18 protein-coding genes are annotated in these 24,636 nt (G+C 61.7%); 7 read left to right on the forward strand and 11 right to left on the reverse strand.

Features of this window, described 5'->3' with window-relative positions:
• Window positions 1-71: 71 nt before the first annotated feature.
• From ASE88_RS17810 to ASE88_RS19695, 3 genes are read right to left on the reverse strand one after another with little or no spacing between them, the layout of a single operon-like run.
• Window positions 72-1,736 carry a recombinase family protein gene (locus ASE88_RS17810; RefSeq protein WP_056480504.1) on the reverse strand — a complete coding sequence of 555 codons (1,665 nt, stop codon included), beginning with the start codon at window positions 1,734-1,736 and terminating at the stop codon, window positions 72-74.
• A complete protein-coding gene (locus tag ASE88_RS17815; RefSeq protein WP_235528009.1) occupies window positions 1,733-2,137 on the reverse strand; it encodes a DUF2924 domain-containing protein in 405 nt (134 codons plus the stop codon). The genes ASE88_RS17810 and ASE88_RS17815 overlap by 4 nt, the downstream gene beginning before the upstream one ends.
• A 5-nt stretch (window positions 2,138-2,142) precedes the next feature.
• Window positions 2,143-2,658 carry a DUF3489 domain-containing protein gene (locus ASE88_RS19695; protein ID WP_056480510.1) on the reverse strand — a complete coding sequence of 172 codons (516 nt, stop codon included), beginning with the start codon at window positions 2,656-2,658 and terminating at the stop codon, window positions 2,143-2,145.
• A gap of 271 nt (window positions 2,659-2,929) precedes the next feature.
• Here ASE88_RS19695 and ASE88_RS17825 point away from each other — a divergent pair, with 271 nt between their 5' ends.
• The gene (locus ASE88_RS17825) at window positions 2,930-3,205 is read left to right on the forward strand and encodes an HU family DNA-binding protein (protein ID WP_056480512.1); all 276 of its coding nucleotides are present in this window, start codon (window positions 2,930-2,932) and stop codon (window positions 3,203-3,205) included.
• Between the two features lie 322 nt (window positions 3,206-3,527).
• Here the strand turns inward: ASE88_RS17825 and ASE88_RS17830 are convergent, their stop codons facing one another.
• Complete coding sequence (locus tag ASE88_RS17830) at window positions 3,528-4,193, reverse strand: PAS domain-containing protein (protein WP_056480514.1); 666 nt, start codon at window positions 4,191-4,193, stop codon at window positions 3,528-3,530.
• A gap of 197 nt (window positions 4,194-4,390) precedes the next feature.
• On the opposite strand from ASE88_RS17830, the gene ASE88_RS17835 reads away from it, so the two are divergent.
• Together ASE88_RS17835 and ASE88_RS17840 are read left to right on the forward strand one after the other, a co-directional pair.
• Window positions 4,391-5,776, forward strand: coding sequence for an RNB domain-containing ribonuclease (locus tag ASE88_RS17835; RefSeq protein WP_056480636.1), 1,386 nt, complete (start codon window positions 4,391-4,393; stop codon window positions 5,774-5,776).
• A gap of 769 nt (window positions 5,777-6,545) precedes the next feature.
• Complete coding sequence (locus tag ASE88_RS17840) at window positions 6,546-7,061, forward strand: hypothetical protein (RefSeq protein ID WP_156357096.1); 516 nt, start codon at window positions 6,546-6,548, stop codon at window positions 7,059-7,061.
• 327 nt (window positions 7,062-7,388) lie between these two features.
• Here ASE88_RS17840 and ASE88_RS19755 read toward each other — a convergent pair whose 3' ends face one another.
• From ASE88_RS19755 to ASE88_RS17850, 3 genes are read right to left on the reverse strand one after another with little or no spacing between them, the layout of a single operon-like run.
• Window positions 7,389-7,520, reverse strand: a complete 132-nt coding sequence (locus ASE88_RS19755; RefSeq protein WP_268795234.1) for a hypothetical protein — start codon at window positions 7,518-7,520, stop codon at window positions 7,389-7,391.
• A 38-nt stretch (window positions 7,521-7,558) separates the two neighbouring features.
• A complete protein-coding gene (locus ASE88_RS17845; protein ID WP_200910286.1) occupies window positions 7,559-9,265 on the reverse strand; it encodes an ATP-binding protein in 1,707 nt (568 codons plus the stop codon).
• A 41-nt stretch (window positions 9,266-9,306) separates the two neighbouring features.
• Window positions 9,307-10,578: an SIR2 family protein gene (locus ASE88_RS17850; protein ID WP_056480524.1), complete on the reverse strand. Its 1,272-nt coding sequence runs from the start codon at window positions 10,576-10,578 to the stop codon at window positions 9,307-9,309.
• A gap of 454 nt (window positions 10,579-11,032) precedes the next feature.
• On the opposite strand from ASE88_RS17850, the gene ASE88_RS17855 reads away from it, so the two are divergent.
• Window positions 11,033-11,677 (forward strand): abortive infection system antitoxin AbiGi family protein, encoded by a 645-nt coding sequence (locus tag ASE88_RS17855; RefSeq protein WP_200910287.1) that lies wholly within the window; start codon window positions 11,033-11,035, stop codon window positions 11,675-11,677.
• Window positions 11,678-11,725: 48 nt separating this feature from the next.
• On the opposite strand, the gene ASE88_RS17860 is transcribed toward ASE88_RS17855, so the two are convergent.
• The 4 genes from ASE88_RS17860 to dcm form a co-directional block, all read right to left on the reverse strand.
• A complete protein-coding gene (locus tag ASE88_RS17860) occupies window positions 11,726-13,852 on the reverse strand; it encodes a hypothetical protein (protein WP_056480534.1) in 2,127 nt (708 codons plus the stop codon).
• 417 nt (window positions 13,853-14,269) lie between these two features.
• The gene (locus ASE88_RS17865) at window positions 14,270-15,628 is read right to left on the reverse strand and encodes a type II restriction endonuclease (protein WP_156357097.1); all 1,359 of its coding nucleotides are present in this window, start codon (window positions 15,626-15,628) and stop codon (window positions 14,270-14,272) included.
• Between the two features lie 10 nt (window positions 15,629-15,638).
• Window positions 15,639-16,097, reverse strand: coding sequence for a very short patch repair endonuclease (locus ASE88_RS17870; RefSeq protein WP_056480539.1), 459 nt, complete (start codon window positions 16,095-16,097; stop codon window positions 15,639-15,641).
• Window positions 16,090-17,343 (reverse strand): DNA (cytosine-5-)-methyltransferase, encoded by a 1,254-nt coding sequence (gene dcm, locus ASE88_RS17875; RefSeq protein WP_056480542.1) that lies wholly within the window; start codon window positions 17,341-17,343, stop codon window positions 16,090-16,092. Before dcm ends, ASE88_RS17870 begins: the two co-directional genes overlap by 8 nt.
• 663 nt (window positions 17,344-18,006) lie before the next feature.
• Here dcm and ASE88_RS17880 point away from each other — a divergent pair.
• Genes ASE88_RS17880 through drmB form a run of 3 tightly spaced genes read left to right on the forward strand, consistent with a single transcriptional unit; the run spans window position 18,007 to window position 24,634 of the window.
• Entirely contained in the window at window positions 18,007-19,626 is a 1,620-nt protein-coding gene (locus ASE88_RS17880; protein WP_082466640.1) for a nuclease-related domain-containing DEAD/DEAH box helicase, read from the forward strand.
• Window positions 19,623-22,865 (forward strand): helicase C-terminal domain-containing protein, encoded by a 3,243-nt coding sequence (locus ASE88_RS17885; RefSeq protein WP_056480547.1) that lies wholly within the window; start codon window positions 19,623-19,625, stop codon window positions 22,863-22,865. The genes ASE88_RS17880 and ASE88_RS17885 overlap by 4 nt, the downstream gene beginning before the upstream one ends.
• Window positions 22,862-24,634: a DrmB family protein gene (drmB, locus tag ASE88_RS17890; protein WP_056480550.1), complete on the forward strand. Its 1,773-nt coding sequence runs from the start codon at window positions 22,862-22,864 to the stop codon at window positions 24,632-24,634. The genes ASE88_RS17885 and drmB overlap by 4 nt, the downstream gene beginning before the upstream one ends.
• Window positions 24,635-24,636: the final 2 nt, after the last annotated feature.

The raw sequence follows: 24,636 nt of genomic DNA on the forward strand, positions 1-24,636 counted from the left end.
GGCTACGCTGCTACTCATATGGACATGGGAGTTCGCTGTCCTGGACCTGCATATTCCGGGTAGCAACATTCTCACCGGCCTGGTGCCGGCAGCAGCGTCGCGATCTGCGTCTGCCAGTCGGCAGCAATCGCGCCTTCGGCAGTCAGGCTGGCAACGGTCACCCCGGCGCGCTGACGCCCGGCGAGGATCGCCTCGGTGACGGCAGGCGCAAGGAAGGCCAGCCGGAGCACACGCGCGACATAGGAGCTGGTAACTCCCTCGCGTGCGGCAAGCTCGGTCGTGCTCATCTCACCCGTTCGCAACATGCTCCACCAGCGTCGCGCATGGACGAGCACGCGTATCAATGATCGGTCAGGTACGGCCTGCGCGGTGGCACCGCTGTCCTGCACCAGCCGCAATGCCCGACCCGACCGGGTTAGGCGGGCAGCACAGCCAATCTCGATGGTGGCTGGCGCATCGGCATGCTGTTCCATGCCCAGCGCCGTGGCGAGCCCAGCGGTGTCGCAGGCGAGCGTCACCGTGGCATCGCCGACCTGCACCTTGGTGACGATGGCGAGAAGGGCAGGGGAGCGCCGCACGCCGAAATGCTCGGCCAACGCCTCACAGCGTGCGTGCAGGTCTGCCACCTGATGAACCTGCACGTCGAGCGCCGCCATGGTGGCAAGTTCGAGCGGCTGGCGGACAAGCTGCTGCACCCGCTCGGTGACGAGCGCCTCGATCTCGCGGGCCGGGATCCGCAGGCCGGTGTCGCTGGTCGCCTGCTGGAGCGCCCGGCTGACATAGTAGCGATGGCGCACCTTGTTCTTGGTCGCATGCGTCGCGACCAGCGGCTCGCCATCCCCATCGACGATCCTGCCCGTTAGCGGGCTGGGCTCGGCGGCACCAGCACGGGTGCGGTGACCCTGGAGATGGTCGGCAAGCATGGCTTGCACGGCGGCAAAGGTCGCCTCGTCGATGATCGCCGGGTGCAGCCCCGGGTAGACCTTGTCCTTGTGACCGATCTTGCCGGTGTAGATGACGTTCTTGAGGATCTGGTAGAGCTGGCCGCGAGTGTAAGCGCCGCCGCCGAGCGGCTTGCCGCCAACTGTGGTCCTGACCGGCACCGTCACCCCGCGCTGTGCCAGTTCCTCCATCAGCCGCCGCACGCTGCCGAGCGCCAGATAACGGGTGAAGAGATGTCGCACGAGCGTGGCATGCTCCTCGACGATGACGAGGCTGCGGTCATTGGGGGCGTAGCCCAGTGGCGGCGTCCCGCCCATCCACATGCCGCGTGCTTTCGACGCTGCGATCTTGTCGCGGATGCGCTCAGCGGTGACCTCGCGCTCGAACTGCGCGAACGACAGCAGCATGTTGAGGGTCAACCGCCCCATGCTGGTCGTGGTGTTGAACGACTGGGTGACCGACACGAAGCTCGTGCCCGCGGCATCGAACGTCTCGACGAGCTTGGCAAAGTCGAACAGCGAGCGGGTTAGCCGGTCGACCTTGTAGACGACGATGATGTCGACCCGGCCAGCCGCCACTTCGGCGAGCAGGCGCTTGAGGGCAGGGCGCTCGAGCGTGCCGCCCGACAGTCCGCCATCATCATAGATCTCCGGCAGCGCCGACCAGCCCTCGCTCGCCTGGCTGAGGATATAGGCGGCGCAGGCCTCGCGCTGCGCATCGAGGCTGTTGAAGCTCTGTTCCAGTCCCTCGTCCGACGACTTCCTGGTGTAGATCGCGCAGCGTACCGTCTTCATGCTGCCACCGCCTTCTTGAGGCCAAAGAAGGCAGGGCCCGACCAGCGGGTGCCGGTGATCGCGCGGGCAACCTCGCTCAGCGAGCGCCATTCGCGCTCGTCCCAGCGGATCACTTGATCCTCGCCAACGGTGACGACATGAACCCGCCCCTGCCATTCGCGTACGAGCCGCATGCCGGGCGTTGCCGCCTGTGTCCGGGTCTGGCCGCGGCCAAGCTGGTCGAGCGTCTGGCTGGTGGTGCGCGCGAGGCCGGCAGAGGCGCGCGCCTGGATCTCCCAGGAGAGCGCCAGCCGCAGCATCTTGGGGCTGACCTTGGGCGCCGGGCTGCCGACGACACTGCGCCATCGCTGGCGCAGGGCATCGGAGGACAGCGTCTCGAGCTCCGCGAGGGTGCTCGCCATGTCCATCATGCCGCCCCGAGGATGCGGTAGCAGGTCACGCCATCGCGTTTGATCCGCTGGATGCTGTGGCCCTTTTTGCGCAGGCCGGTGATGGCGGCGCGGATGGTGTGCGGCAGCCAGCCGGTAGCCGTCATCAACTCAGCGATCGGAACACCGTCCTGCCGCGCCAGCAGCGTCAGCACGGTGGCGATCTTCGTCGGGGTTTTCTCGACGTCGATGATCTCGGGCAGCGGCGCAGCGACGGCCTGACCCGCATCCTCGTCTTCCGCGCTGACCCCGATCGCAGCCATCCCGGCCGCGGTGATGAACACACCGAAGCGCAGGTCGCCGTCTGTCCGGTGCACGGCGGCCTGATCGGTGGTTTCGCGCTCCACCACCAGCGCCTGCCGCACAAGCCCTGCGATGGCCTTGGTGATGCCGCCGCCGCGCTTGATGCTGGCGTGGAATGGCAGGACGCTGCCGTCTGCGCGCTGGCAGGCGGCGGCAAGCAGGATGCCCTGGGTGTCACTCAATGTGGTCATGATGCTGTTCTCCGGCTTGGAGCAGCACCGATGCTGCCCCACCAGCCAGAGCCCCGGTGAGCGGCTCACCTGGGGCGGTGCGGGGCGCCTTGTGCCCCGCGGTTCGTGTGATGCCGCTGTCGCTCTGGTGCAGGGTGAAGTCGAATGGAATGTGCAGCGGTCACGCAAATTGTCGGCCGCGAGTGTCAGCGGGACCCGCGAGATCAAAGCTGCCATGTCGCCTTGCGAGCTGTAAGCCGCTAGGTGGCCGCTCCATCTGGAGACATGCACCATGAATAACGCCGAACTCGCTGAAACTCTCGTTGCCGGCCATGCGATGTCAAAGGCTGATGCGCGCAAGGTCGTGGATGACCTCTTTGCTGCTATCGTCGCTGCCGCGCAGAAGGGCGATGAAGTGTCGCTCTCGGGCTTTGGCAAGTTCAAGGTGAAGGACAGCCCGGCTCGCGAGGGACGCAATCCCGCCAATGGCGAGACGATCCAGATCGCCGCATCGCGCAAGCTCGCTTTCGTACCTGCGAAGGCGGTAAAGGATGCCCTGAACGCTTGATGCGATGACCACCGCAAGGCCGGCCTGACGGCCGGTTCTGCACGGCAGCTCGACCTCTCCGCAACGGAGATGTCGAGCCTGGCCTTGGCGAGAACGCATCAACGATGGTGGATCGAGCCTCGGGATCCCCATGACAGGAAGGCACGACCGGTCATCGCGTATACATCTGCCGTGACACAGCATGCTGCGACAGGATCATAACGACGGGTGGACCAGCAATCATGCAAGAAGCTCTGACGTGTCTATTGACGGCACTCGAACTGCTGGATGCGCATGAGCAGTTTGCGGCTGCAGCGCAGCTCGATCACGTCATCCAGCAGGTTCAGGCAATCCTTCTTGCCCCACCGGGCAGCGTGTAAACCGCCGCCAGCATGGCTTCTACCTTGTCGATGCCGGCCTGGGTCAACAATATGCTGAGCTCGGCGTCGGTCGTAGTTTCGATGATCCCCCGCTGTTGCAGCACCTTCAACCAACGCCGTGCGGTAGATGGCGCGATAGCCGCATAGGTTGCGATTTCGCCAAGCGCGATGTTCCGGCCCTCGGCTTCCGCCAGATAGGTGCCAATAACGATCGTCCCGACAGGGTCTGAACTTAGATCGGGGCCGAATAGCGTCATGCGTGCATCGTGGATATGAGCAACCCTGAGCGCGGCTTCCCACAGCTCCGCCGGCGGCAGCGGGCGTCCATCGTCGTGCCAGAACAGAGTGCTGATAAGCCGATCAGGATTGGAAAAGCGGGTGACAAGAAGGTTTGCTGGAATGCTGGTGCCGTCGGGCCGCAGATAGCGTTTCTGCAGCCGAACCGGTGCTGCGCCCTCCTTCAGGGCTGCCAGCATCTGCGCGCTTCGCCCCAGGTCTTTCGGATCGGTGATCGTCTTATACGATGCGCCGATCAGTTCGCTCTGCGAACGCTGCAGCATATCCAGAAAGCTCTGATCTGCGTGGAGTATGATCCCCGCCAGCGACGAGACGCAATGAGCTGCTGGCATCGCTCAACCCCTTTCATTCGTCTGTTGATCTAGATCAAAGGGGCGGCCGTGCAAAGGCGTAGAAGGGAGTGCGGGCCTGATCCCGCTGGCGCTGGATAAGCTGCTCGAACGTTGGTGCACGTCTGCTGATGCGCTCGTCCGCCAGTGGCGCTCAAGCGACTTTGCATTGCGCAGGCGTCACGCCCATGGATGCGTCTATGAAGACGCTTCTCGATCCCGATCGCGCCCTTGCTGATGGGCTCACGCAAATCCGGGCCGAGTTCCAGGTCCCCGATGGCTTTCCCCCGGCGGTTATTGCCGCCGCAGAGGCTGCAGTTCGACGTACACCCACCCAGCATGTCGACCGCACACAAATGCGGTTCGTCACGCTGGATCCTGCCGCCTCCACCGATCTTGATCAGGCATTTGCGATCGAGCAGGCAGGAGCGGACCTGCTGCTTCATTATGCCATCGCCGATGTCGGCTGGTTCGTCGAAGATGGCGATCCACTCGATGTGGAAGCCTGGACTCGCGGCGAGACGCTTTACCTGCCGGATGGCAAGGCGGGGCTCTATCCTTCCATCCTGAGCGAGGGCGCAGCCAGCCTCCTGCCGGATGTCGAGCGCGCCGCTGTCATCTTCGCCGTCCGCGTCGCGCCCGACGGCAAGGCCCGACTAGATGGCGCCGAGCGGGCGATCATACGGTCGCACGCGAAACTCGGCTATGAGACGGTGCAACCAGCAGATCTGCCAGCACAGTTCGAGGAGCTTGCCCGTCGGACCCAGGCTGCCGAGCGCGCCCGTGGCGCTGCACGAGTGGATCCACCTGAGCAGGAGGTCGAACGTGAAGCTGACGGTCGCCTGCGGCTAGGCTTCCGGCCTCGTCTCGCATCGGAAGCACAGAATGCTGCGCTGTCACTCGCGACCAACCTTGCCGTGGCCGACGCGCTACAGGCTCATCAGACCGGGCTGTTCCGGGTCATGGACGGGCCGGACGATGCCGCGGTTGGTCGGCTTCGCCATATTGCACATGGGCTGGGACTAAGCTGGCCAGCCGACGTTTCGCTCGATCAGTTTTCACGGTCGAGGGATGCTAACGATCCGACGGACGCTGCCTTCATGGTAGCCATTCGCCGCGCCGGAAACGGGGCATCCTATGCGCCCTATAGGGAGGGCGTGGTACCTTGGCATGCCGCTGTTGCGGCGACCTATGCCCAGGCGACAGCTCCACTTCGCAGGCTTGCCGACCGCTACGTCATCCGGGCTGCCCTCGCAGTTGCAACCGGTCAGCCCGTTCCTGAACAGGTGAGCGCGGCATTCGAGGCGCTGCCCAAGGTCATGAGCAGAGCCGATGCTCGCGCCGGTCAGATCAATCGTGCGGTCATTGATGTTGCCGAAGCGGTGCTGCTTTCGGGACGTGAAGGAGAGGTGTTTGCCGCAACGGTTGTTGACGCTGACGAGCGCGGTGCACGCATCCAGCTTGCCAACGTACCTGTGGTGGTGCGCCTGGGGGGTAACGGCCATAAGCCGGGCGACACGCTCGACGTTGCCTTGAGCGACGTCGATGTCACTCGCCGAACGATAAAGTTCGTCGCCGCCAGCTGATCGCGCTGCACCAGCCGACCGGCGCTTATCATCGGCAGGAGCAACACACGCAAAGCTTGAGAACGGCGAGATTACTAACGCTCCGGTAACCCTCGTCCGGTAGCGATCTCCGGTGATGGAAGCGAACGTCGATAGCGAAATAGAGACAGGGCCCAGTGCTGGCTATTGTCGTGCAGCATGGATGGCGGTCTGCCGCTAACAGGCCGTTGCCGAGTTCGATATGGGCCCGCGGGCGGGCCTTATGGCTTCAGGCGACGTATAGCGTCATCTACGATCCAGGGCGCGTAGCACGGCCAACGTTATGACCCTGATTGAACCAGATTCCGCCGGAGATGGAGGACGGCATCTAGCTGCTACGAGCACAGCTCACGCACCGGCACAATCTCGACGACCCGACTGCCGATTTGATACAATGGAAACGCCGGGAGCACGGCTTCGCATCGGTCTCGCGCACGGCTCAATCAGGGATTTCGGATCGCGGGGCGAGGCCAACAATCAGACTCCACCCGACCGCGCCAAACATTCCGATCTCGAATATCTCGCAATGGTGGATTGGCGCAGCATCCTCGATATCGGCAGCCCTACTTAGTATGCTGGAACGCCCGAGACCGGTATTTCAGCGCGACGTTGCCGGGCATGTCTTGCTCGTGATTTCGGGGACGGGGAGGGTCCCTAGGTTACCCCAGTCCGAACCAGCCGCTACCATTGGCTAATCCGCGAATGGCAGGTCAATGACGCAGTCAGATTCGATGCGGAGCTGGAGCGCTTAGTGGGCAAGGTCGATCCTGCCGCAACGCTGCTCCAGCTTTCACTAATGGGGATCATCAGCGAGACAGATCGCGTCGCCATCCTCGGCAGGATCGAACATAATCTGCGGCGCCGGCTCCGCCATCTCGATCTCCGCGCCGACGAATTAGTCGCTAGGCCGAGCGACGACGATCTCGCGTCGCTGGCAGGGGAGGGAATGCCCGGTGCCGAGGCCGCCAAGCTCTACGCAAATGTGAGGGCAGGGGAGGGCGTGCGGCGCTGGCTACGTCCCGGGCCAAGCGACGCATTGAGCGCCGCTGCTAGGCTCAGAACTCCTTTTTGCCGACCACCTTGGTCTGGCGGCGATCAGTCGCGGCGGATCGCCGAGGATTGCGTCAGCCTCTCAAGAGGCCCGCAGGAACAACTCGTTGTTTTGACCCGGTTCGCCATCGCTGTTCTGCTGCTGGAAGAAGGACGTCCGGTTTCGGTCATACTCAACGATCCGCTAGTATATGCCGATGATATTCGGCTGGACTGAATGACCGAATTTTTGACGGAAGCCTCACAGCATATTTATGTGATATTGATAACCTGCCGTGAGCGGGTATTTCGTCACATGACCGGCACCAAGCTCGTTCTTGACTTCGGGGCGTATAGATAATGGAGGAAACCGGCTTGGCCGCTTTCGGGCGGCGTTCGTCGTGAGCGGCCCTTCGTTCACCCGGCAGGGCAAGAGGGGGAGCCCCTCCGACATCGGTCTGTTGAGGTCGGCGATCTTGTTGGCAGCCTTCGGCTTGGTCGTTGGTGACGTCGTCTTCAGCTGCGGCAGGAATCTCCACACCGTCGTATGCTTGAGCCGGGTCCCTTACTGCTCGCGGGACACAATACCGGTCTTGTCGGGATAGGCCTTGCCACTCGCGTCGGACTGGGTCGGGTTCTCGACACCGAAGCGGCCAGCCACCTCGGCGCTCAGACGCTCGGAGTAGAGACCGCACATCGCTCGGCGTTTACCTCGATTCCGAAAGGCTCGGCATATCAACCCAGAACGTCTGCTATCGCCTCCGCTTGTGCAGCGGCTTCCGCAGCGGCCGCCTCCCTTCGTTGCTGTCGGGCCTTCCACGATACCTGGAACGCAGGGCCCTTGGAATCTGGAGGCGAGTTCGGCTTCCGCACGAATATCGGTACCGGGGCCGGCAGTTCGGGACCGATGACGATAGCTTCCCCCGGTGCGAGCATCGGAACAAACTGAGCCGCGCCTCGATCCAGATCGCCACAAGCGCGCTCGACCGTCTCGCGGTCCTGATCATTCGTAAGCCGGTGTACGATCAGTGTCCCTAGTTGGCTTAAGACATCCGCCGGCACGTCGCGCGGGCGCTGTGTCGCCAGCACGCAGGTGAGACCATACTTGCGACCTTCTTTCGCGATGAGCCCGAACGCATCTAGCCGGACGGAAGAATATTCGTCGCCCACCGTACGGCCAAGGAATTGGTGAGCTTCGTCGAGAAACATGACCAATGGCGCATCCCTGAACGCATTGATACGCGCCTCGCCAAGGAGGAACCGACCAATCACGTTCAAAAGAATTTCACGCGTGTTATGCTCGAACCTGACTTCCTTGAACGACACGACCGCGACATCGCGCATGTCGTCCGCGAGGAAGGCTCGCAGTTCGTCGACCAGCGATGCCCCATGGACGGCGAACATGCATTGGAGCTCGCGCGAAGCGGTGAGGGTATCAATGCGAGCGACTAGGGTTTCGCAGAAGGCTACGGTCTGTTGATCGGCATCCCCGAACATCCCCGGCTGACCGGCCATGCGAACGCATTCCTGCCGGACCTGCAACGAGAGCCGTGTGATGTCGAAATCGCAACCTGGCGCGTGGAGAATGGCGACATGATTGCGCGCCGCGTGATGGTACGCGGCCCTTGAGGCGTTCCGCTTTATCAATAGGCCATCGTTGACGGCGACTCCGGCGGGCGGGTTGCCAGCCATCGCCGTGACCAGTTTCAGGCTACGGATGGCCTCGCGAAGTTTCGGACCTTGGCTCTGGCCGGATGGGCGAAACAGCGAGAACAGGTCGTCTTCTGTCATGTGCCGGTACGGGAAATGGACCAGCACCTCGTCATTGACCTGACCATCGAAGGTGAAGACCGAATCGACGCAGTTCATGCCGGCGAACTCGCCGGTTGGATCGAGTACGATCGCCTTGCCGCCCGCGATTTTCAGCTGTTCCACCAGCGTCGCCACGGTCCAGCTCTTGCCGCCGCCGGTCGCCCCGAACACACCGCAGTGGCGGCCGAACAGTCTGTCGGGCGGAAGGCACACGTCGACTCCGTCCGCCGCCTCTATGCGACCGATGCTGAGCGTCAGATCGTCGGCGCTTGCCACCGCATTCCGTATAAGTTGGGCGAGGAGATGGGGTTCGGCCAAGTAGACTCCGTCTCCGATCTGCGGAAACTGGATCAGGCCGCGCTTGAGCTGGTTCGAGACCTGTTCGACCGCGGCAAGCAACTGAACCCGACCGATCGGATTGACTGCACCCGCAGCCCCGACCTTTGGTTCAACGGTCAGCCTTTCGCCATCGGGCAACCGCGTCTCCACGACGCGGCCGAGCACGAACGAGCGCTCGCAGTCGATGAAGACAAAATCCCCCACGGCGCCCAACGATGTTCCGCGGTGTTCGCGCCCAGGGGCGGCATTCGGGAGATTCATGTGCACGTGCGACGCGGTGACGTTGGTCACAGTGCCGACGTACCTGTCCGTGTCGATCGGGTTTATAGGGATCATGCTGCGACACCGCCGGCATCACGAAGACTGCGGATGCGCTGCACGTGCCGTTCGCGATCCGTCTCGCCAACAAGGTCGGGCAGTGCAGCTGCGAGATCTTGGAAGCGACCGTTCATGATGTGCACGCGCGCGTCGCCCGCGTCCGCCAGTCGGCGCAGGCCGGCGATGAAGCGGTTGGACGACACCGGGACATTATGCAGTTCATGGGCGCCGCCCTCGAGCAGCGCTTCCGATATGAAGACTGGATCGCAGACGACTAACCGGAGCGACATATTCCACTCCACTGCCGACATGATCGGACTGCTGATGTGATCGTCGTTGAAGCCGAAACCGGAAATCAGCAGAGCTGTATCCGGTTCGCGGAGCGCAGCCTGAAACGCTGACAGCATATCGAGATATGGAGCGTCGAAGCTCTCTTGGTACTTGCTCGACCGCGGGTAGATGAGAACCGGATCTCCCACGGCCTGACGCGTCCGCAGTATTTCCCCTTTGACGCGACGCCAATCAATGGAGCCGTGCAGCTTGTAGAACTGAAGCACGTTCTGAACGTAATCTGGGCTCTCGCGTCCGATTTCACGCCGGACGACGTCGAGATCGAAGTTCACGCGATCGTACGTCTGATCAAGATGATGGGAAAAGCCGTCGATGAAGGAGAACCGGGATCGACGGGCGGCTTCCTCGAAGCATAAATCATAATTGGTGGTGAACAGCTTCGCGCGAGGCTTGCGGACACCGCGACGCCCCATCTTCTGGATCAGCGCCCCATGGGCATCGAGATTCGTGGCAGCATCCACGAAGTCGACGCGAGCGAGAATTGCAATCTCGGCCGCGAGCACGAAGGCCGCCGTGCGATCGTACGTCGCATCACCGATTTTGCCATCGTGAAGTTCCAGGTAGAGCTTGCAGAGCGTAAGCAGTTTCTCGATGTTGCTCGCAACCCGCTTCGCCCCGAAGAGCGTGACGATCCCATCGAACTCCTCCGCCCCCACGGCGACGCGCACAGCATCCCAGACATCGCCCATCCCAGCCGGCGTCAGCTTGTCCCCAGGATTCACGGCGGCGAACGACGATCCCGTGCCGGTCAGGATCACCACATTCGTTGCATTCAGAACGTTCAACAGCGCGCTGCCGATGTCACGCGACGCGCCTGGCTTGGGCTGCGCTCCCTCGGCAACTGGGGGCTCTTCAGCGGATGCCAGCCAACCCCGACCGGGCGAGTACAGCCGGATATTGGCCGCATCCGCAGCTCTTTCATTCCAGTAAGGCATCGACTTCCCCCGCGTTTCATCGGCACCGTAACGGCATCGAAGAGCTTGGCGAGTCGTGCCGACTGATCCAACAAGTCGCGACGGTACGAATTTAGATCACGCCAGCTGTGGAGCCCAGCAGTCCGACATCGCTGCGCTAGGCTTCTTCGGCCTGCTGTAGCGTCAACGGCTGGTCTCGAAGGGCGCGTATCAACGAATTTCCGTCGAACATGGCTTCTTGACGATCCACCGAGACACTATGTCTCCAACACGCGTCCCGGGGCGGTGCGCAACCGAGAAAGGTAGGAGCACAGACAATGGACGCGACGCGGAAGGCAGAGGCCTTCGATGATCATTGGAAGCAATGACGGGATCGTACGGGAGCTGCGGCTGCCGAACACGTTGGCCCGTGAAGCCTGATGAGGACGATGCATAGGTTTCTCACGTGTCCTGCCTCTCCGGCAGGAGCGACAGTGTGCTGATCGGAGGCATCGACCCGTCGTGGAAGGACATGTCGAGGTACGTGGTGCACTTCGCGAAGGAGGGGGTGTCGGGGACGGCCTACGACAATGCGATCTCGATCCTGTACCAGCGGCGCATCGCCGCGGCGAACGCCTTCGGCGCCGGTCGGAAGCTGGCTCCGGCCCGCAGGTCGGTGTGCTTCAGCGAAGTGCCGCTGCACCACCTGAAGCGGCTGGCGGACGTTCGGGGGCCGCACGGCATCGGCTTTCGCAAGGAGTTCATCGTCGAACGTGGGGGCGGCCCCATCCTCTACGCCTACAAGGAAACGTCGCAGGCCCAAGCCATTAACGAGATGGTGCAGGCGGCGGCGCACGACCCGAACTCGCCGGTATGGCGCGTCGCACCGTTTGTCGATCTGCCAGGAACCTACGGATCGTCGACATACCTGTACGAGTGGGAGAGGGAATGGAGGCACGTCGGCAACCTGGACTTCTTGGTGACCGACCCTACGTTCCTGATCATCCCGGAGAGCCATCACGAGGCCGCACGGGACTTCTTCCATTCGGCGAAGATAGAGAACATCGGCCCGAGCTACGAATGCCCCTTCATCGATCCGTACTGGGGCGAGGAACGGATAGTGGCCGCTCTGCATAAGTGACTTCCGCGGACGACGGACCGGCTTGGCACGTGCCGCCCGCTACGCTGGCTACTTTCTTGAGAAGTCGATCTGCAGCTTCTCCCGGTACACCCCGATCCGCTTGCTGGCCCGATCCACGATGTCTTCGTAGAGCAGTGTCTCGGCGTACAGCTCGCCGAGCATGCGACCGGTCTCGGGGTCCTGCAGGTCGCTGGTATGGAAGTAGCTGCGTCCGGATGCGAACTTCTTCCAGCCGATCATCCCCAAGGGATCAAGGGTGTCGCCGACGAGGTAGCCGTAAAACTTCTTAAGGCGGCCATTGGACTTGGCGGCAAGCAGGTGGGCGTAGCGGGACAGGTCGCCGATGTGTTCGTCCATGGGCACGCCGGGCGCCTTGAACTCGATGATGATGGCAGACCCCTCCTTGCCAAAGATCGCAATGTCAGGCCGCTTGGCCGCGTGATCCTTGGACCGGCGGCGCAATGTCGCGGCCAGCTCTTCGTCGATGGCCGGGTCGAACAGCTTCCCGCCGTCGTCCCACTCGATCTGAGAGAGCGGCTTATCCGACGCGATGTAGTCGTAGTACTGGTATTCTTCGCTGAGTAGCCAAATGTCGTGGTCGGAAGTCTCGTGGCTGTCCTTGCGCATCGGAAAGAAGATGCTGTGGATGATCTGCTCGTCCTTGCGGCGCTGGCCGTCCTCGACCGTCTGCACGGCAAGGCCCCGGCCGCAGGCGAGCTTCAGAATCTCGACGATGGCGGCCCGCCGGACGACGAGCTGGGAAAGGTTGGCCATGTCGAACGTCTTGAGCGACGAGGTGTACTTCCAAGACAGTTCGTTGATCTTATGCCGGAAGTCGGCGGTGTGTGGCTCGGCCGTCTCGATCTCGGCGCGCAGGTCGAAGATCTCGGCGGTGTCGGCGACAATTCGTTCCTGGTACTTCTTCAGCACTCGCTCGGCGACGGACTTGGCGGTGTCGCCGTAGATAACGCGCGTGTCGGTGTCCGTGAGCATCGCATGGATCACGCCGAACCTGTCGGCGACGTCCTTGATGACGTCGTCCTTGCTCCAGCCAGAGGGGGTGACCATCTCGGCAATGATGGGGTCGATCCGGTCGTAGATGTCGGCGTAGGCGACAGTCGCGTCGGTGAAAAGGTCGTAGACCGGCATCTCCTCCGGGATCCCATCGAACCCGTCCCGCTGCTCGTTGACCCGGCGGTCGAGCAGATCGGCTTCGATGAGTACGATGTGATGAAAGCCTTCGACCGGACGATTCTGCTCGGCGATCGTCTTCAGGTAGCGCCGGGTGATATCCTCCACAGGCGACGATCGGGCGCAGAACGAGATCGCGTTGCGCGGTAGGTCATATGTCTGAGCGTCGAGGCGGTAGTGGGAGAGGGTGAAGGTCTGCGTACTCCCAAGCGGGTCACCGGAATGGGGATCGCGTTCGACGACATCGGTTGACCGTGTCAGGGTGACTTCAGGCAGGTCGGATGCGGTCAGGCTGCTGCGTTCTACGCCGCCCTTGGGATTACGCGTCTCGAACGCAATGACAAAGTCGCCGAGCTGCGACTTAAGACTCACAAGGCGCTGAAGGAAGGCGATGAGCATGTTGCGGCGCATGTTCGCCGCCGAGAAGACATCGGCGAGGGCTTCGGTCTTGTAGAGCTTGGCGCGGGTGGCCTCCCTCAGGACCTCAAGCCTGATCGCGGTGCCGATCGCGCGCTCATCGCCGTCGGAACTGCTGAAGTCGGCGACCTCGATCTTCCTGCGCCCGGCGTCGGGCAGGAGGGTGCGGGTAACAACTCCATCTTCGGTGCGGAATGTGCTCCGGACCCCGACGCGTTCGAAGTGGTGGAAGTACTGGATACGGCCCGAGCCTCTGCACTTCCCGATGCCGGCGATCGACAGGTCGTCCTTGTAGGACGTGTCCTTGGTCACGAATGCGTCGGCCTGGTCGTCCCCGAAGCCGCAGCCGTTGTCAGTGCAGGTGACTGATATGTCGGTGCCGTCTGCAAGGAAGCCAGTCGAAGTAAAGTCGACCTCAACAGCGACCGCAAGACTCCGCGCTCGCGGATCAGCATGCTGCCTGATTAGGAAGGCGTCGATAGAGTTCGAGATGAGTTCTTCAAGGACGACGTATTCGTCTGAACTTATCTTCGTGTTCTTCAGGCTTCCTCGGATATCCAGCGTCATTTTCGATCCGTAGAAGGCTTAGTTCGGTTTATCGTTCATGGCGGGACGACCGTTTCGAAGTCAAGGCCGTTGGCGGGTCGTGAGGCCCGGCAAGCAACATAACGCTCTTTGCCGCGCTGAAGGCGGCGGGCTGGCAGCCTTCGGAGTCCTTGAACATCAATCCCGTCATTCCGCTGACGGACCACACTGTGTCATTCCGCCGTGCCTTATGGACAAACGTCGTGTGTCTGCCCCTCACAAAACCTGCCGTCCAAGGCATCACTTCGGAACGGCAGCAAAGTCCCACTATTTGCCCTTCAAGGCTGGCTTTCGTGACCGGTCGAGCGACCGTCTGGCTAAGATTAACGAACGTCTGAAGTTGAAAAGCCGGGGAGAGCATTGAACGGCGACTTAATGGAGCAACCCTGCCAAACTTGCTCACGCTGGCCAACCTCTCAGCCGCTTTCCGGCCAGTTCATCCCGGAAAAAGCTGCGGAACGTCAGCACGTTCTCGTGCCGGACATATTCGGTGCTTTTCGACGCCTTCAGCCCCTCCGGCACAACAAGCACGATCCCGAGACTGGCCATGTCCTCGATCGCGTTCGCCGCGATAGACTCGTCAACCGTTGCGAGGAACAGATCGCCGTCGGCCATTTCGCGCTGCACCTGTTTCCAACGCTCGCGCAGCGTGGTCTTGGCGCTGAGGATTAACCCGGCACTCGTGGCAGGAGCAGGGGACATGAAGTGTGCAAGCGAGGGCAGGATAAAGTCGGGACGCTTCTTAGCATCCATGATCACCTGCTTTTCGAAGGGCAGCCCGCCAGCAGCGAGCATGGCCTCTATCTGGTGCTCGAACGAGTAGCCCGCCCGTGATTTGCGCTGCTGGCTTGCCGACAGCATCAGCCGATCGACCTCACCGATATTGTCAATCAGGCTGCGGATCATGCTGGCAGCCGTCAGGTCTCCGGGTTCGTCACCAAGGATCATCCTTACCAGCGCAACTGCACGCTCGCGGCGCTGGAACTCGCGGAAAAGCTCCCACTCGATCGTGCGACTGATCTCGCGCACGGCATCGCCGGGGCATTCGATGGCGAATGGATCGAGGCTCGTGATGCGGTTGTCAGCCAGGTATTTCTCGCGCGCCATGGTCGCCAGCACGTGCGTCGCGGGCATGATTGCATTCGCCGACGCGAACGCCGCAATGGCGCGAGCCTGCCATGCCGCGATCGCCTGAGCGGCAAAATCCAGTATCCGGTCGCGTTCCGCTGCAAGCGCTGCCTCCGGCTCGAAGACGCCGGCAACGAAGTCGGCATCCAGCCCGAGCGTGTCGGCAAGCACCAGCGCGTCCTCGGACGCGGAGTCGATCGTCAGACAGCGCCAGACCGGTGCCTCGCCGCCTTCGATTCGCCCCATCACCAGCAGCGAGGCGGGAGACAACGTGGCAAACGCTGCTTTCGGCACGCCAGTCATATGTGTCTCGGCACCCTTGCTGGTGTAGTGGACGAGCCGGGCTTCCCGCTTCTCGTTCACTTGGGGCCATTCGGCAGGGAAAAAGCATTCCCGGATCGGCTTGCCGCCTGCGCGCTGCTTCTCGACCAGCTCGGGAAAGAAGCCGCTGTCGCGCTGCAGCGGCGGCACATACACGCCGGCCTGATGCTTGTTGGGCAGTCGTGCCCAGTCGCGGTCGTTGTTGGACAGCTTCTTGACCAGCACCTGACCGGCAGTGTGCAGCAGGTCGGCCAGCAGCGAAACGCTTCCGCTGTCCTCGCCTACGAAAAGCTCCATCTGCCCCGTCACGTCTTCCCCCTCAGCCGTCCGTACCGCGAATTACCAGCGCCGGCCTGTCGCTGCGGATCCAGCCGGCAAGCTCGTCCAGTACCGCGTCCGGATCACGACGGGTACGGCCCTTCACCGCGCACTCCCAGACAAGCGCCACCCGCCAGCTTGCGGCAGCCAGTGCATCTTCCGACCGCGCATCAACCTCGCGGTTTCGCCCGATCTTGGAGCGCCAGAACTCCTCACGGCTCTTCGGCCATTTGAACAGGTGACAGTCATGGCCGTGCCAGAAGCAGCCATGCGCCTGGATCACCGCGCGCCAGCGCGGGAGAACGATGTCGGGCGTGCCCGGGAGACTGCGATCATGCAGGCGAAATCGAAGCCCTCGCGCATGCAGACCCTTGCGCAGCAATAACTCGGGCTTTGTATTGGTGCTGCGTATGCCTGCCATCATCCGGCTGCGCACGTCAGCCGAAACGACGTCAGCCATGGGAGAACGCAGGCTCCCGGTCGGGACGCGTGACGGTCACCGGCCCGGCACCGGACAGAGCAGGGTTTGCGCCCAGCGCCGCTTCCAAGTGCGGTCGCATGGCATCGGCGAGGAACTCGACAACCGGCACCACCACCGCATTGCCGAACTGGCGATAAGCCTGCGTGTCAGAAACCGGGATCTTCCAGCGCCGGTCGCCACGGTCAAAGCCCATCAGCCGCGCGCACTCTAGCGGGGTCAGGCGGCGGGGGCGGGGCCCCGGCTGCGCCACCAGGATCTCCGAGCCGTCCTTGTGGTAGCGTGCCGACAGCGTGCGGGTCACATCTTCGGGGCCGAACAGGCTGAAGCCGAACCCGTTGCCCTTTGCGTTGTGCTTCTCCTTGTAGGCCTGCAGATAGTCCCACAGCTTAGGGGTCAGCGTGTACTTCGGATCTACGTCCTCGTGGCGTTCGAGGATGCTGCCGAGTTTCGGCCCGCCGGCCGGCAGCTCCAGCGCCTTGAGGTCGAAGGTAGTCGGTTCGCGAAAGCCGACGATGAACACGCGCTCGCGCCGTTGCGGTACCCAGTGCTCCGAACTGATTACCCGGGTCTGCACGTGGTAGCCGAGTTCGTTCTGCAGCACGTTCATGATGGTCGCGAAGGTGCGACCCTTGTCGTGCCGCTCGAGGTTCTTGACGTTCTCAAGCACGAAGGCCGCAGGCCGGTGATGGGCGATGACCTGTGCGGTGTCGAAGAACAGCGTTCCCTGCGTGTCGCACAGAAAGCCGTGGGGGCGGCCGAGCGCGTTTTTCTTTGAAACACCGGCGATAGAGAAGGGCTGGCACGGGAATCCGCCCAGCAGCACGTCGTGCTCCGGGATGCGCGACGGATCGTCGGCATATCCACGGATGTCACCGGCGAGCGGGTGGTTGTCGCGGAAGTTCAGGGCATAGGTCTTCTGCGACCACGCGTCCCACTCGGATGTAAAAACGCAGTGCCCGCCAATTGCCTGAAAGCCGATGCGCAGGCCGCCGATACCCGCGAACAGGTCGATGAAGCGGAACGACACCGGTCGCGGCCCGCCAGACCCGCGCCGGGCGGCATCCTTCAGGATCCGCATGCCAAGGTTGGACGGCTCGCCTTTGCCACTCACGTAGCGGTCGATCGTACGCGGTGATACGGCAAGCAACTCGCCTGCCTCGGCTGGCGTAAGCCCCGCCCGCTCGCACAGGCGGCTGAACTCGGTCTGTCCTGTCCGGACCTTCATTACGCTGCGCTCCTGTGTCAATTTCCGACGTCATGGCTAAAAATGACACAGTGATCAAGTTTGTTCTTGCGATGTTCCCGTATTCGCAAGGGGCTGTGGATCACTGGAGGAAACCACTGGATCTACCGACCATCCAGCAGATGTCCTCACCAAAGCGGCTCAGTTCGCGGTACAGGTCGGTCCCATTAATGTCGACGGTGTCGTGTGCCGGATGTGACATTGCGCTCGCTGCCGGCGTCGGTCGCATGAGCGTCATCATGGCGGGAAGCGCACAGCCCGCGCGGCGGGATGAAGGTAAGCCATGTCGGGTCATGGCGCGGTGGTGCCGGTCGGGTTGGTGTCGTGCGGCGCTGCGCGGGGCTGGCGCGATCGTTCGAAGGTTTCGATGACTACCATGCGTCCCCCGCGGCATGGGCATGGCGGATGGGCATCCTCGGGTTAGGCGGGCGCGGCAGGGTCACGGGCGGGCGACCCCAAGCAGTTGGCGGGCGTGTTCGAGGTAAGCCTTGCGGGTGGCGCCAGCGAGCAGGCCGTAACGGCGGGTGTGCGCACGCCGCGCGTCGTCCATGTGGGGAACAAAAGATTCCCGTGTGATAATTTACGAATTCTAACCTTGTCAGGTCGCAAACCTAGGTTAGGGTTGCCCACGAGGCGGGGGTCAATATGCAATTGTTACCAAGCGTAATATTCCGGACGGACACGTCCGACGGTGAGAGGCGCGTGCGCTCTTTGGTCGAAAAGCTTGCCGGCTCGGACGGAGCTTTTGCTCTGCATTCACTCAACCTGCCCGATCATGAGTACAAGCGCTATTCGGAAGCCGACTTCGTGCTGGTGGATGAGCGTGGCCTGATTGTACTCGAGGCTAAGGGTGGGACAGTCAAATGCGAAGGCGGTGAGTGGAGTTTCGAAAATGGCCGCGGAGGTAAGCGCAGCAAGTCGGAAGGGCCCCATCAGCAGGCCGAGAGTGCAGTGCAGGCAGTGCGCACAATGCTCCGGAAGAATGACGCTCGCTATCAGCCATCCGTGTTCGGGTGGGCGGTTGTTTTTCCCTTTACTCACTGGACTCAAGACCATCCCGAAATACCAGCCGAGATTGTCGTGGATGCCAGTGACTGTGAGGACGCTGTCTCCTTCACCAAGGCGATTGACCGTGTGTTCAGATATTGGCGCCAGCGATCCGTCGAATCCGGAAGAACCATCTATCCCATTGAGGTGGACGACTATGCCCATGTTCTCGTCCCGGAATTTCAGTATGTCCCGTCGCCGGCCAAATGCGCAGAGGCCGTCTGGGAAGACGTGGTCCGGCTGAGCTCAAAGCAGTGTGAAATCCTCGAGGGATTGGGAAAAAATCCTCGCCTGCTGGTAAACGGAGGAGCAGGAACCGGCAAAACCGTTCTGGCAAATGCAGCTGCCAAGAAGGCCAGCAGTGATGGAAAGCGCACTGCGCTGATCATTGGCGCGCCACTGCTCGCTGCTGCTTTGTCGGAGGATTTGGTCGGAGTGCTCGTCTGCCCTGCGGACCGCATCAGTGAACTCCCTACATCGGGATTCGATGTTGTGGTTGTGGACGAAGGCCAGGAATTGGCCACCTCGGACGGACTTGCGCAGGTCGATCGCATATTAAAAGGGGGTCTGTCGGGCGGCAGCTGGCGCTGGTTCATGGATGCGGACAACCAGTCCCTCCATAACGACGCGGAGCCAGCTGCACTGACGAGGCTCGAGGATCTGGCGATGCAATGGTCGCCGAAACGGAATGTGCGGTCGACCAAGGAAATCGTTGCCTTGGTCCAGGAGGCGCTGGGCGCCGACATTGGTCTTTCGGAGATCGACGGGCGGGGCGTTCGCCCCTTGGTACAGGTGATGGACAGTGATCAAGCTGCGCTCGAATGGGTGGGAAATTTCGTTGCTCAGAAGGTGAAGTCGGGCGTGGATCCCCGACACCTAGTTGTCCTTGGGGCACCAGATGAACTGTCGAAGATCCGCAATAGCATTCACACTTTGTCCGACCGTGACGCCATCATTGTCACCGGGCCCGATCAGCTTCATCAGATGAAGTCGCGGTTAGTGGTATCTGACCCTTCGACGTTCCGGGGGCTTGAGAGAGCTTGGACGGTCGTCGTCTGCACTAAGGGATTCTCGCTGATGCCTCGCCCGGAAAGCTACCTGTATGTTGCAATGACAAGGTCGAATGCCGGGCTGGCCATCGCGCTCGGGCCGGACGGAAAGGTTTGGCTGGAACAGCTTTATCAGGATCAGATGACTGGGAAGGGTAGAAGGGCGTGACAAATCTCCAGCAGGGCAACCTTAGCGCGGCAGACAAAGTCGCCATCCGGAAAGAATTCACCGACCTTCTCCGACGTGAGCTGATCGGTCCGGCAGGCGGCCCAGTAGAGGAGCTCTTGGAGCGTCCCGACAAACGTTACTTGATGGGAATGCTGTTCCCCAAGGACGCCGTCGCGGGCCAGATTCTCGATGAGGAGGTCACGCGCGCTGCTGACGATCTGAAAAGCGCCGAGGATAGTACAGCCGACGAAGGTCTCGACTCACCGACGGACCTCATGTTTCAGCGGCTGCCTGCGTCGGTAGGTATATCGTTTGCGGTTGCAGGGACGGGCAAGATTGAACTCGATGTCAACGTAGGGGGCGCGAGTTATGAAGCGTCGTCTGGTGGGGAGCGGGGGCGGAAGACTTGGAGGCGGGCCGATATGGCTCGTGGAGGTACAGAGCGGCACCGCTTGGAGCTGGGCCATGAGCCGATCTACGAGGCCGTTCTGAACGGCCGGGCATCTCTTCACGCACTCGTTCGAAATGGTCCCGAACGTTCGCGCATCGTCACAGTCACTCTGATCAACGAGGCCGAATTGCAGCCGGGTGAACGAGTGACTCCGCCAGACTGCATTTTCCAAGTCCTGCTCGAAGTCAGCTGCGATCTTGCTCTTCAGGCTTGGCCGACGCCGGAGCGGCTGTTCAACGACTTGGAAGATGACGAACTGGCTCTCCAATACAGAGACCGCCCGGTACTTGCGATTGGCCATGGTTGTGCGGCGGACTGGAGTGCTGACGCTGATGGCAGGTCGACCGTATGCGTGGAGTTCATGCCGATGGTTGAGATCGCACCCATTACTGCAGAGATCCCGGGACTGGAGCCTGAGGCACAAAAGTGCTTGTCGCTTCAGTTCTTGCAGTCTGATGATAACGATGCGGCGGCAGTGTGCCGCGCACTTGAGAGCTTCGTGGCCGAGTATGCGGGTTGGCGAAAATCGCTTGATACGGTTGAGGTTCCAGATCGGTGCAGGGATGCCCGTCACAGGGTCCTTCAACGTATTGATGCTGCACTTGAGCGGATGCGGCGCGGTGTGAACCTTCTCAAGGTCGAGCCCGAGGCGCTGCGCTGTTTCCGGCTCGCGAACAGGGCGATGCTCCTGCAGATGGTGTTCGCCGGGCGCGTCAAATCGGCTGAAAAAACCGGGAAGGTCGAGATTGCTCCGATCGATCCGGCCGCTTCCAAGTGGAGTAGGCTGCGCTGGAGGCCATTTCAGTTGGCGTTTCAACTCATATCCCTGCGGGGGCTCTGGCAGAAGGAGGATCCCGATCGAGACATAGTCGATCTGATCTGGTTCCCCACGGGCGGCGGCAAGACTGAGGCCTATCTTGCGGTTGCTGCGTTCGAGATGATGCGGCGACGGCTCACGGACGGCGAAGGAGGCGCCGGAACTGCGGTGCTGATGCGTTACACCTTGCGCCTTCTAACGCAGCAGCAGTTCCAGAGGGCGGGACACCTGATCTGCGCGCTCGAAATGCTGAGGCAAGACGAGCAGGGTCTTGGGAGGGAGCCCTTTAGTCTGGGACTATGGGTCGGCAACGAAGTCACGCCCGGTGATGCCGCGAAGGCACACAAAACGTACGACACCCGGCTACGACAGGAGGTCGGCGCGGTGGCTAATCCGTTCACGCTTCTGCGCTGCCCTGCGTGCGGTACGTCTATCGTGCCGGAGAGCTTAAGGGAACAGGGCGCTCCCGGGTGTGGTATCCTTTCAACGACTACGGAGTTCGGTTTCTTTTGCCCGGCTGCAGAGTGTGATTTCCATGATGCCATACCGGTCCAGATCGTGGACGAGCTTCTCTATCGGAATCCGCCCACCATGCTGCTGGCGACTCTGGACAAGTTCGCAATGATGGCTTGGCGGGAGGAGCCTGCGCGCTTCTTCGGCAAGCGAGGCAGCGATGAGCTTCAGGTGTGTGCCCCGTCACTGATTATCCAAGATGAGCTTCACCTGATTGCCGGACCACTAGGCACCGTTGCCGGCATCTACGAGGCAGCGATCGATGTCGCCATTACGTCACGGGGCGGCCGACCCAAGATAATTGCTTCGACTGCGACAACGCGCAGAGCTGCGGAACAGGGGCTCGGTCTTTACGCGCGCGACGTCCAAGTCTTTCCACCCGCCGGCCTAAATGCGGGAGACAGCTTCTTCACCCGAACTGTCAAAGGAGCTGATCCGGGACGCCTATACATTGGTGCTATGGCGCAGGGTCATACGCCAACGTTCAGCAATGTTCTCGTGTCGGCGGCGCTGCTTTCCGCTGTCCCGAAGCTGAATCTTCCGGACCACGTAGAGGACAGCTGGTGGACGCTCGTCGCCTATCACAACAGCCGGCGAGAGCTTGGTCGAAGCCTGACCCTTGCACGTGACGACATTCCAGCCCGCATCGCTGCGCTGAAGGGTAAGGGCGGAGGTGCCGTCCGCCGGGTCAGCGACGTCCAGGAACTGTCCGCGAACATCAAGGGCGATGCCATCCCCGTGGTGCTTGAGGCTCTGAGCAGGCCGAAGACGAGTGGGTCGGCGGTCGACTATCTCGGCTGCACGAACATGCTGTCTGTTGGCGTGGACGTGGACCGGCTCGGCCTGATGCTGGTCCTCGGTCAGCCCAAGACGGCATCCGAATATATCCAAGCGACGTCCCGTGTCGGCCGCAGCGACAGGCATCTTCCGGGCATTGTCGTATCCCTCTTCATGCCGACAAAGCCGCGTGACCGTTCGCATTACGAACTGTTCAGGCCGTTCCATGAGGCGATGTACCGACACGTGGAGCCATCCAGCGTGACACCCTATGCGTTGCCGGCGAGGGAACGTGCATTTCACGCTGCGATGATTGCCGCGATCCGAATGGCGACTGACTTGGACAAGAATGACCGAGCGGCCAAATTCCGGACCGACAGCCCGGAAGTCCGGCAAATTCTCGACACGCTCTACGAACGAATGAAGGCAGCCGACATCGCCGAGACGATCGGCATCGAACAGACCGCGGCAGTTCTTGAGCGTTGGTGGGGTGAACTCGCCAACCCGGAACTGCGGTATTCCACCGCAGCAAACGCGAGGAATTACCGGCCGCTAATCAAACGTTACGGTGAGGTAGGTCAGGGCGAGGCCCGTGAGACCTTGCAGTCGATGCGACATGTCGACAGCAATGTCCGGGTCAAAATTCTCGGCCAGCCGAAAAAGGCGGAAAAGGTTCAATGACGTACGAACTGAGAGCGAACCAGCTGGTGGGTGCTGGCGGGGTAGGGGCCATTGTCGACATCGGTGACGAGTCATTCGTCGTCGGTGACATCACGCGCTGGTCCAGGCCGGATCAGCAGATCATCATTCCCAGAATGGAGCGACGTCTCCGGCGCGACTTGCTAAAGCCGCCAGCTAATCAGAAGGGCTCTAGGGGGGATGTCCTTCTGAGCCGATTCCCCGGAAGCCTGTTCTGCAATCGTGCTCAGTGCCGACGCATCGTGACAAACTGGAATGAGGCGACATCCGGTAATCCTGGCGGCAAGCCGCTCTGTCCGTCGTGCGGGACTGAAGGCAGCTTGGTGCCGATGCGCTTCGTTGCGGCCTGTAAGGCTGGGCATCTGAATGACGTTCCTTGGAAGCGTTGGGTCACTCACTCCAAAGAAAGCTGTCCAAGCCGCCTAAAGCTTCTCATCGGCACCGGCGGGACCGGCGGCCTTGAATCGCTCGTCATCAAATGTGTCGATTGTGGCGCAAACCGCGACCTTAGCCAGATCGTCACGAAGGATTCCATGAAGGCGATAGGTGCAAAATGTTTCGGCACCCATCCTTGGAGGTATGACGACGCCTCCTCCTGCCCCGAGCCACTCGAAGTTCTGCAGCGCGGCGCCACGAACCTCTATTATCCGGTTACAGCGTCGGCTCTATCGTTGGAAGTTATTGAAAAGGATGAGGCCGGCCAAGAAGACATCCGGGAAAGGGACGACTTTAAGTTCGTTCTATCCATGGTTGAGGATGCTAATCTCGACGGCAACTTCGTGCCGCCCCATATCAAGAACATGGTTTCCAAACTGGCAGAGAAATCGGGTATCCCATTCGAAAAAGTTCTGGAAATGATCAGGACCGGAAGTTCGGCGGAAGAAAGCTCAGCTGGGGACGCCGGCGACTGGAATGAGACTGAGGTTCTGAGGGAGGAATGGTCTTTCCTGAAGTCATCAGCTGCGGCTGACTTTCGCGCGAGCGACCTGGTCTGTGCGGAGAGCGATCTTCCAAGGTTCCGCGGGCAGTGCCCGTTCGACAGGGTGCTCCTTTTACATCGGCTCCGGGAAGTGCGCGCATTTCTCGGATACCGCCGGATCGACCCCAGCGGCGAACTGGTAACCCCGGAAGCCGGTCGTCCATTCAGCGGCGGTCGACCATGGCTGCCGGCAGTGGAAGTGTTCGGTGAGGGTATCTTCCTAAGTTTTTCAAAGGAGTGGATGGAGAACTGGGAGCGCAGTGTTGCGGAACACCCACAGGAGGTGGAGCGTATCGCGACGCTCGAACGCACTCGCCAAAAAGAGAATTTCTGGTTCTTGCCGAATGTCACGGCCCGATACATCGCACTGCATACATTCGCGCACTCACTGATGAGGCAGCTGGTTTTTGAGTCCGGATACTCATCATCAGCTCTGCGGGAACGCATTTATGCCGGCCCGGACATGGCGGGCGTCCTCTTATACACGGCAGACGGGGACAGTGAGGGATCGCTTGGAGGCCTTGTCCGCCAAGGTCAGCCAAACCGATTGGGGGACACCATCAGGCTGAGCCTCGATAAAGCTGTGTGGTGCTCAGCCGACCCAGTGTGCAGCGAGACCGCGGGACAGGGTCTCGGTGGCTTCAATAGGGCGGCCTGTCATGCGTGCAGCCTCGTCCCTGAGACATCGTGCGCGACGGCAAACACGCTGCTCGACCGTGGGTTCATGCTTGGCCGGAATGGAATGCCCGGCCTGCTCAGTGCTCTGCTCTAGGC

The sequence above is a fragment of the Sphingomonas sp. Leaf38 genome, from assembly GCF_001421825.1.
In the GTDB taxonomy this organism is placed as follows: Bacteria; Pseudomonadota; Alphaproteobacteria; order Sphingomonadales; family Sphingomonadaceae; genus Sphingomonas.

Excerpts from the sequence above, each read along its gene's own strand:
- ASE88_RS17810 (WP_056480504.1), bottom strand. The coding sequence starts at position 1,736 with ATGAAGACGGTACGCTGCGCGATCTACACCAGGAAGTCGTCGGACGAG.
- ASE88_RS17815 (WP_235528009.1), bottom strand. The coding sequence starts at position 2,137 with ATGGCGAGCACCCTCGCGGAGCTCGAGACGCTGTCCTCCGATGCCCTG.
- ASE88_RS19695 (WP_056480510.1), bottom strand. The coding sequence starts at position 2,658 with ATGACCACATTGAGTGACACCCAGGGCATCCTGCTTGCCGCCGCCTGC.
- ASE88_RS17825 (WP_056480512.1), top strand. The coding sequence starts at position 2,930 with ATGAATAACGCCGAACTCGCTGAAACTCTCGTTGCCGGCCATGCGATG.
- ASE88_RS17830 (WP_056480514.1), bottom strand. The coding sequence starts at position 4,193 with ATGCCAGCAGCTCATTGCGTCTCGTCGCTGGCGGGGATCATACTCCAC.
- ASE88_RS17835 (WP_056480636.1), top strand. The coding sequence starts at position 4,391 with ATGAAGACGCTTCTCGATCCCGATCGCGCCCTTGCTGATGGGCTCACG.
- ASE88_RS19755 (WP_268795234.1), bottom strand. The coding sequence starts at position 7,520 with ATGTGCGGTCTCTACTCCGAGCGTCTGAGCGCCGAGGTGGCTGGCCGC.
- ASE88_RS17850 (WP_056480524.1), bottom strand. The coding sequence starts at position 10,578 with ATGCCTTACTGGAATGAAAGAGCTGCGGATGCGGCCAATATCCGGCTG.
- ASE88_RS17860 (WP_056480534.1), bottom strand. The coding sequence starts at position 13,852 with ATGACGCTGGATATCCGAGGAAGCCTGAAGAACACGAAGATAAGTTCA.
- ASE88_RS17870 (WP_056480539.1), bottom strand. The coding sequence starts at position 16,097 with ATGGCTGACGTCGTTTCGGCTGACGTGCGCAGCCGGATGATGGCAGGC.
- dcm (WP_056480542.1), bottom strand. The coding sequence starts at position 17,343 with ATGAAGGTCCGGACAGGACAGACCGAGTTCAGCCGCCTGTGCGAGCGG.
- ASE88_RS17880 (WP_082466640.1), top strand. The coding sequence starts at position 18,007 with ATGCAATTGTTACCAAGCGTAATATTCCGGACGGACACGTCCGACGGT.
- drmB (WP_056480550.1), top strand. The coding sequence starts at position 22,862 with ATGACGTACGAACTGAGAGCGAACCAGCTGGTGGGTGCTGGCGGGGTA.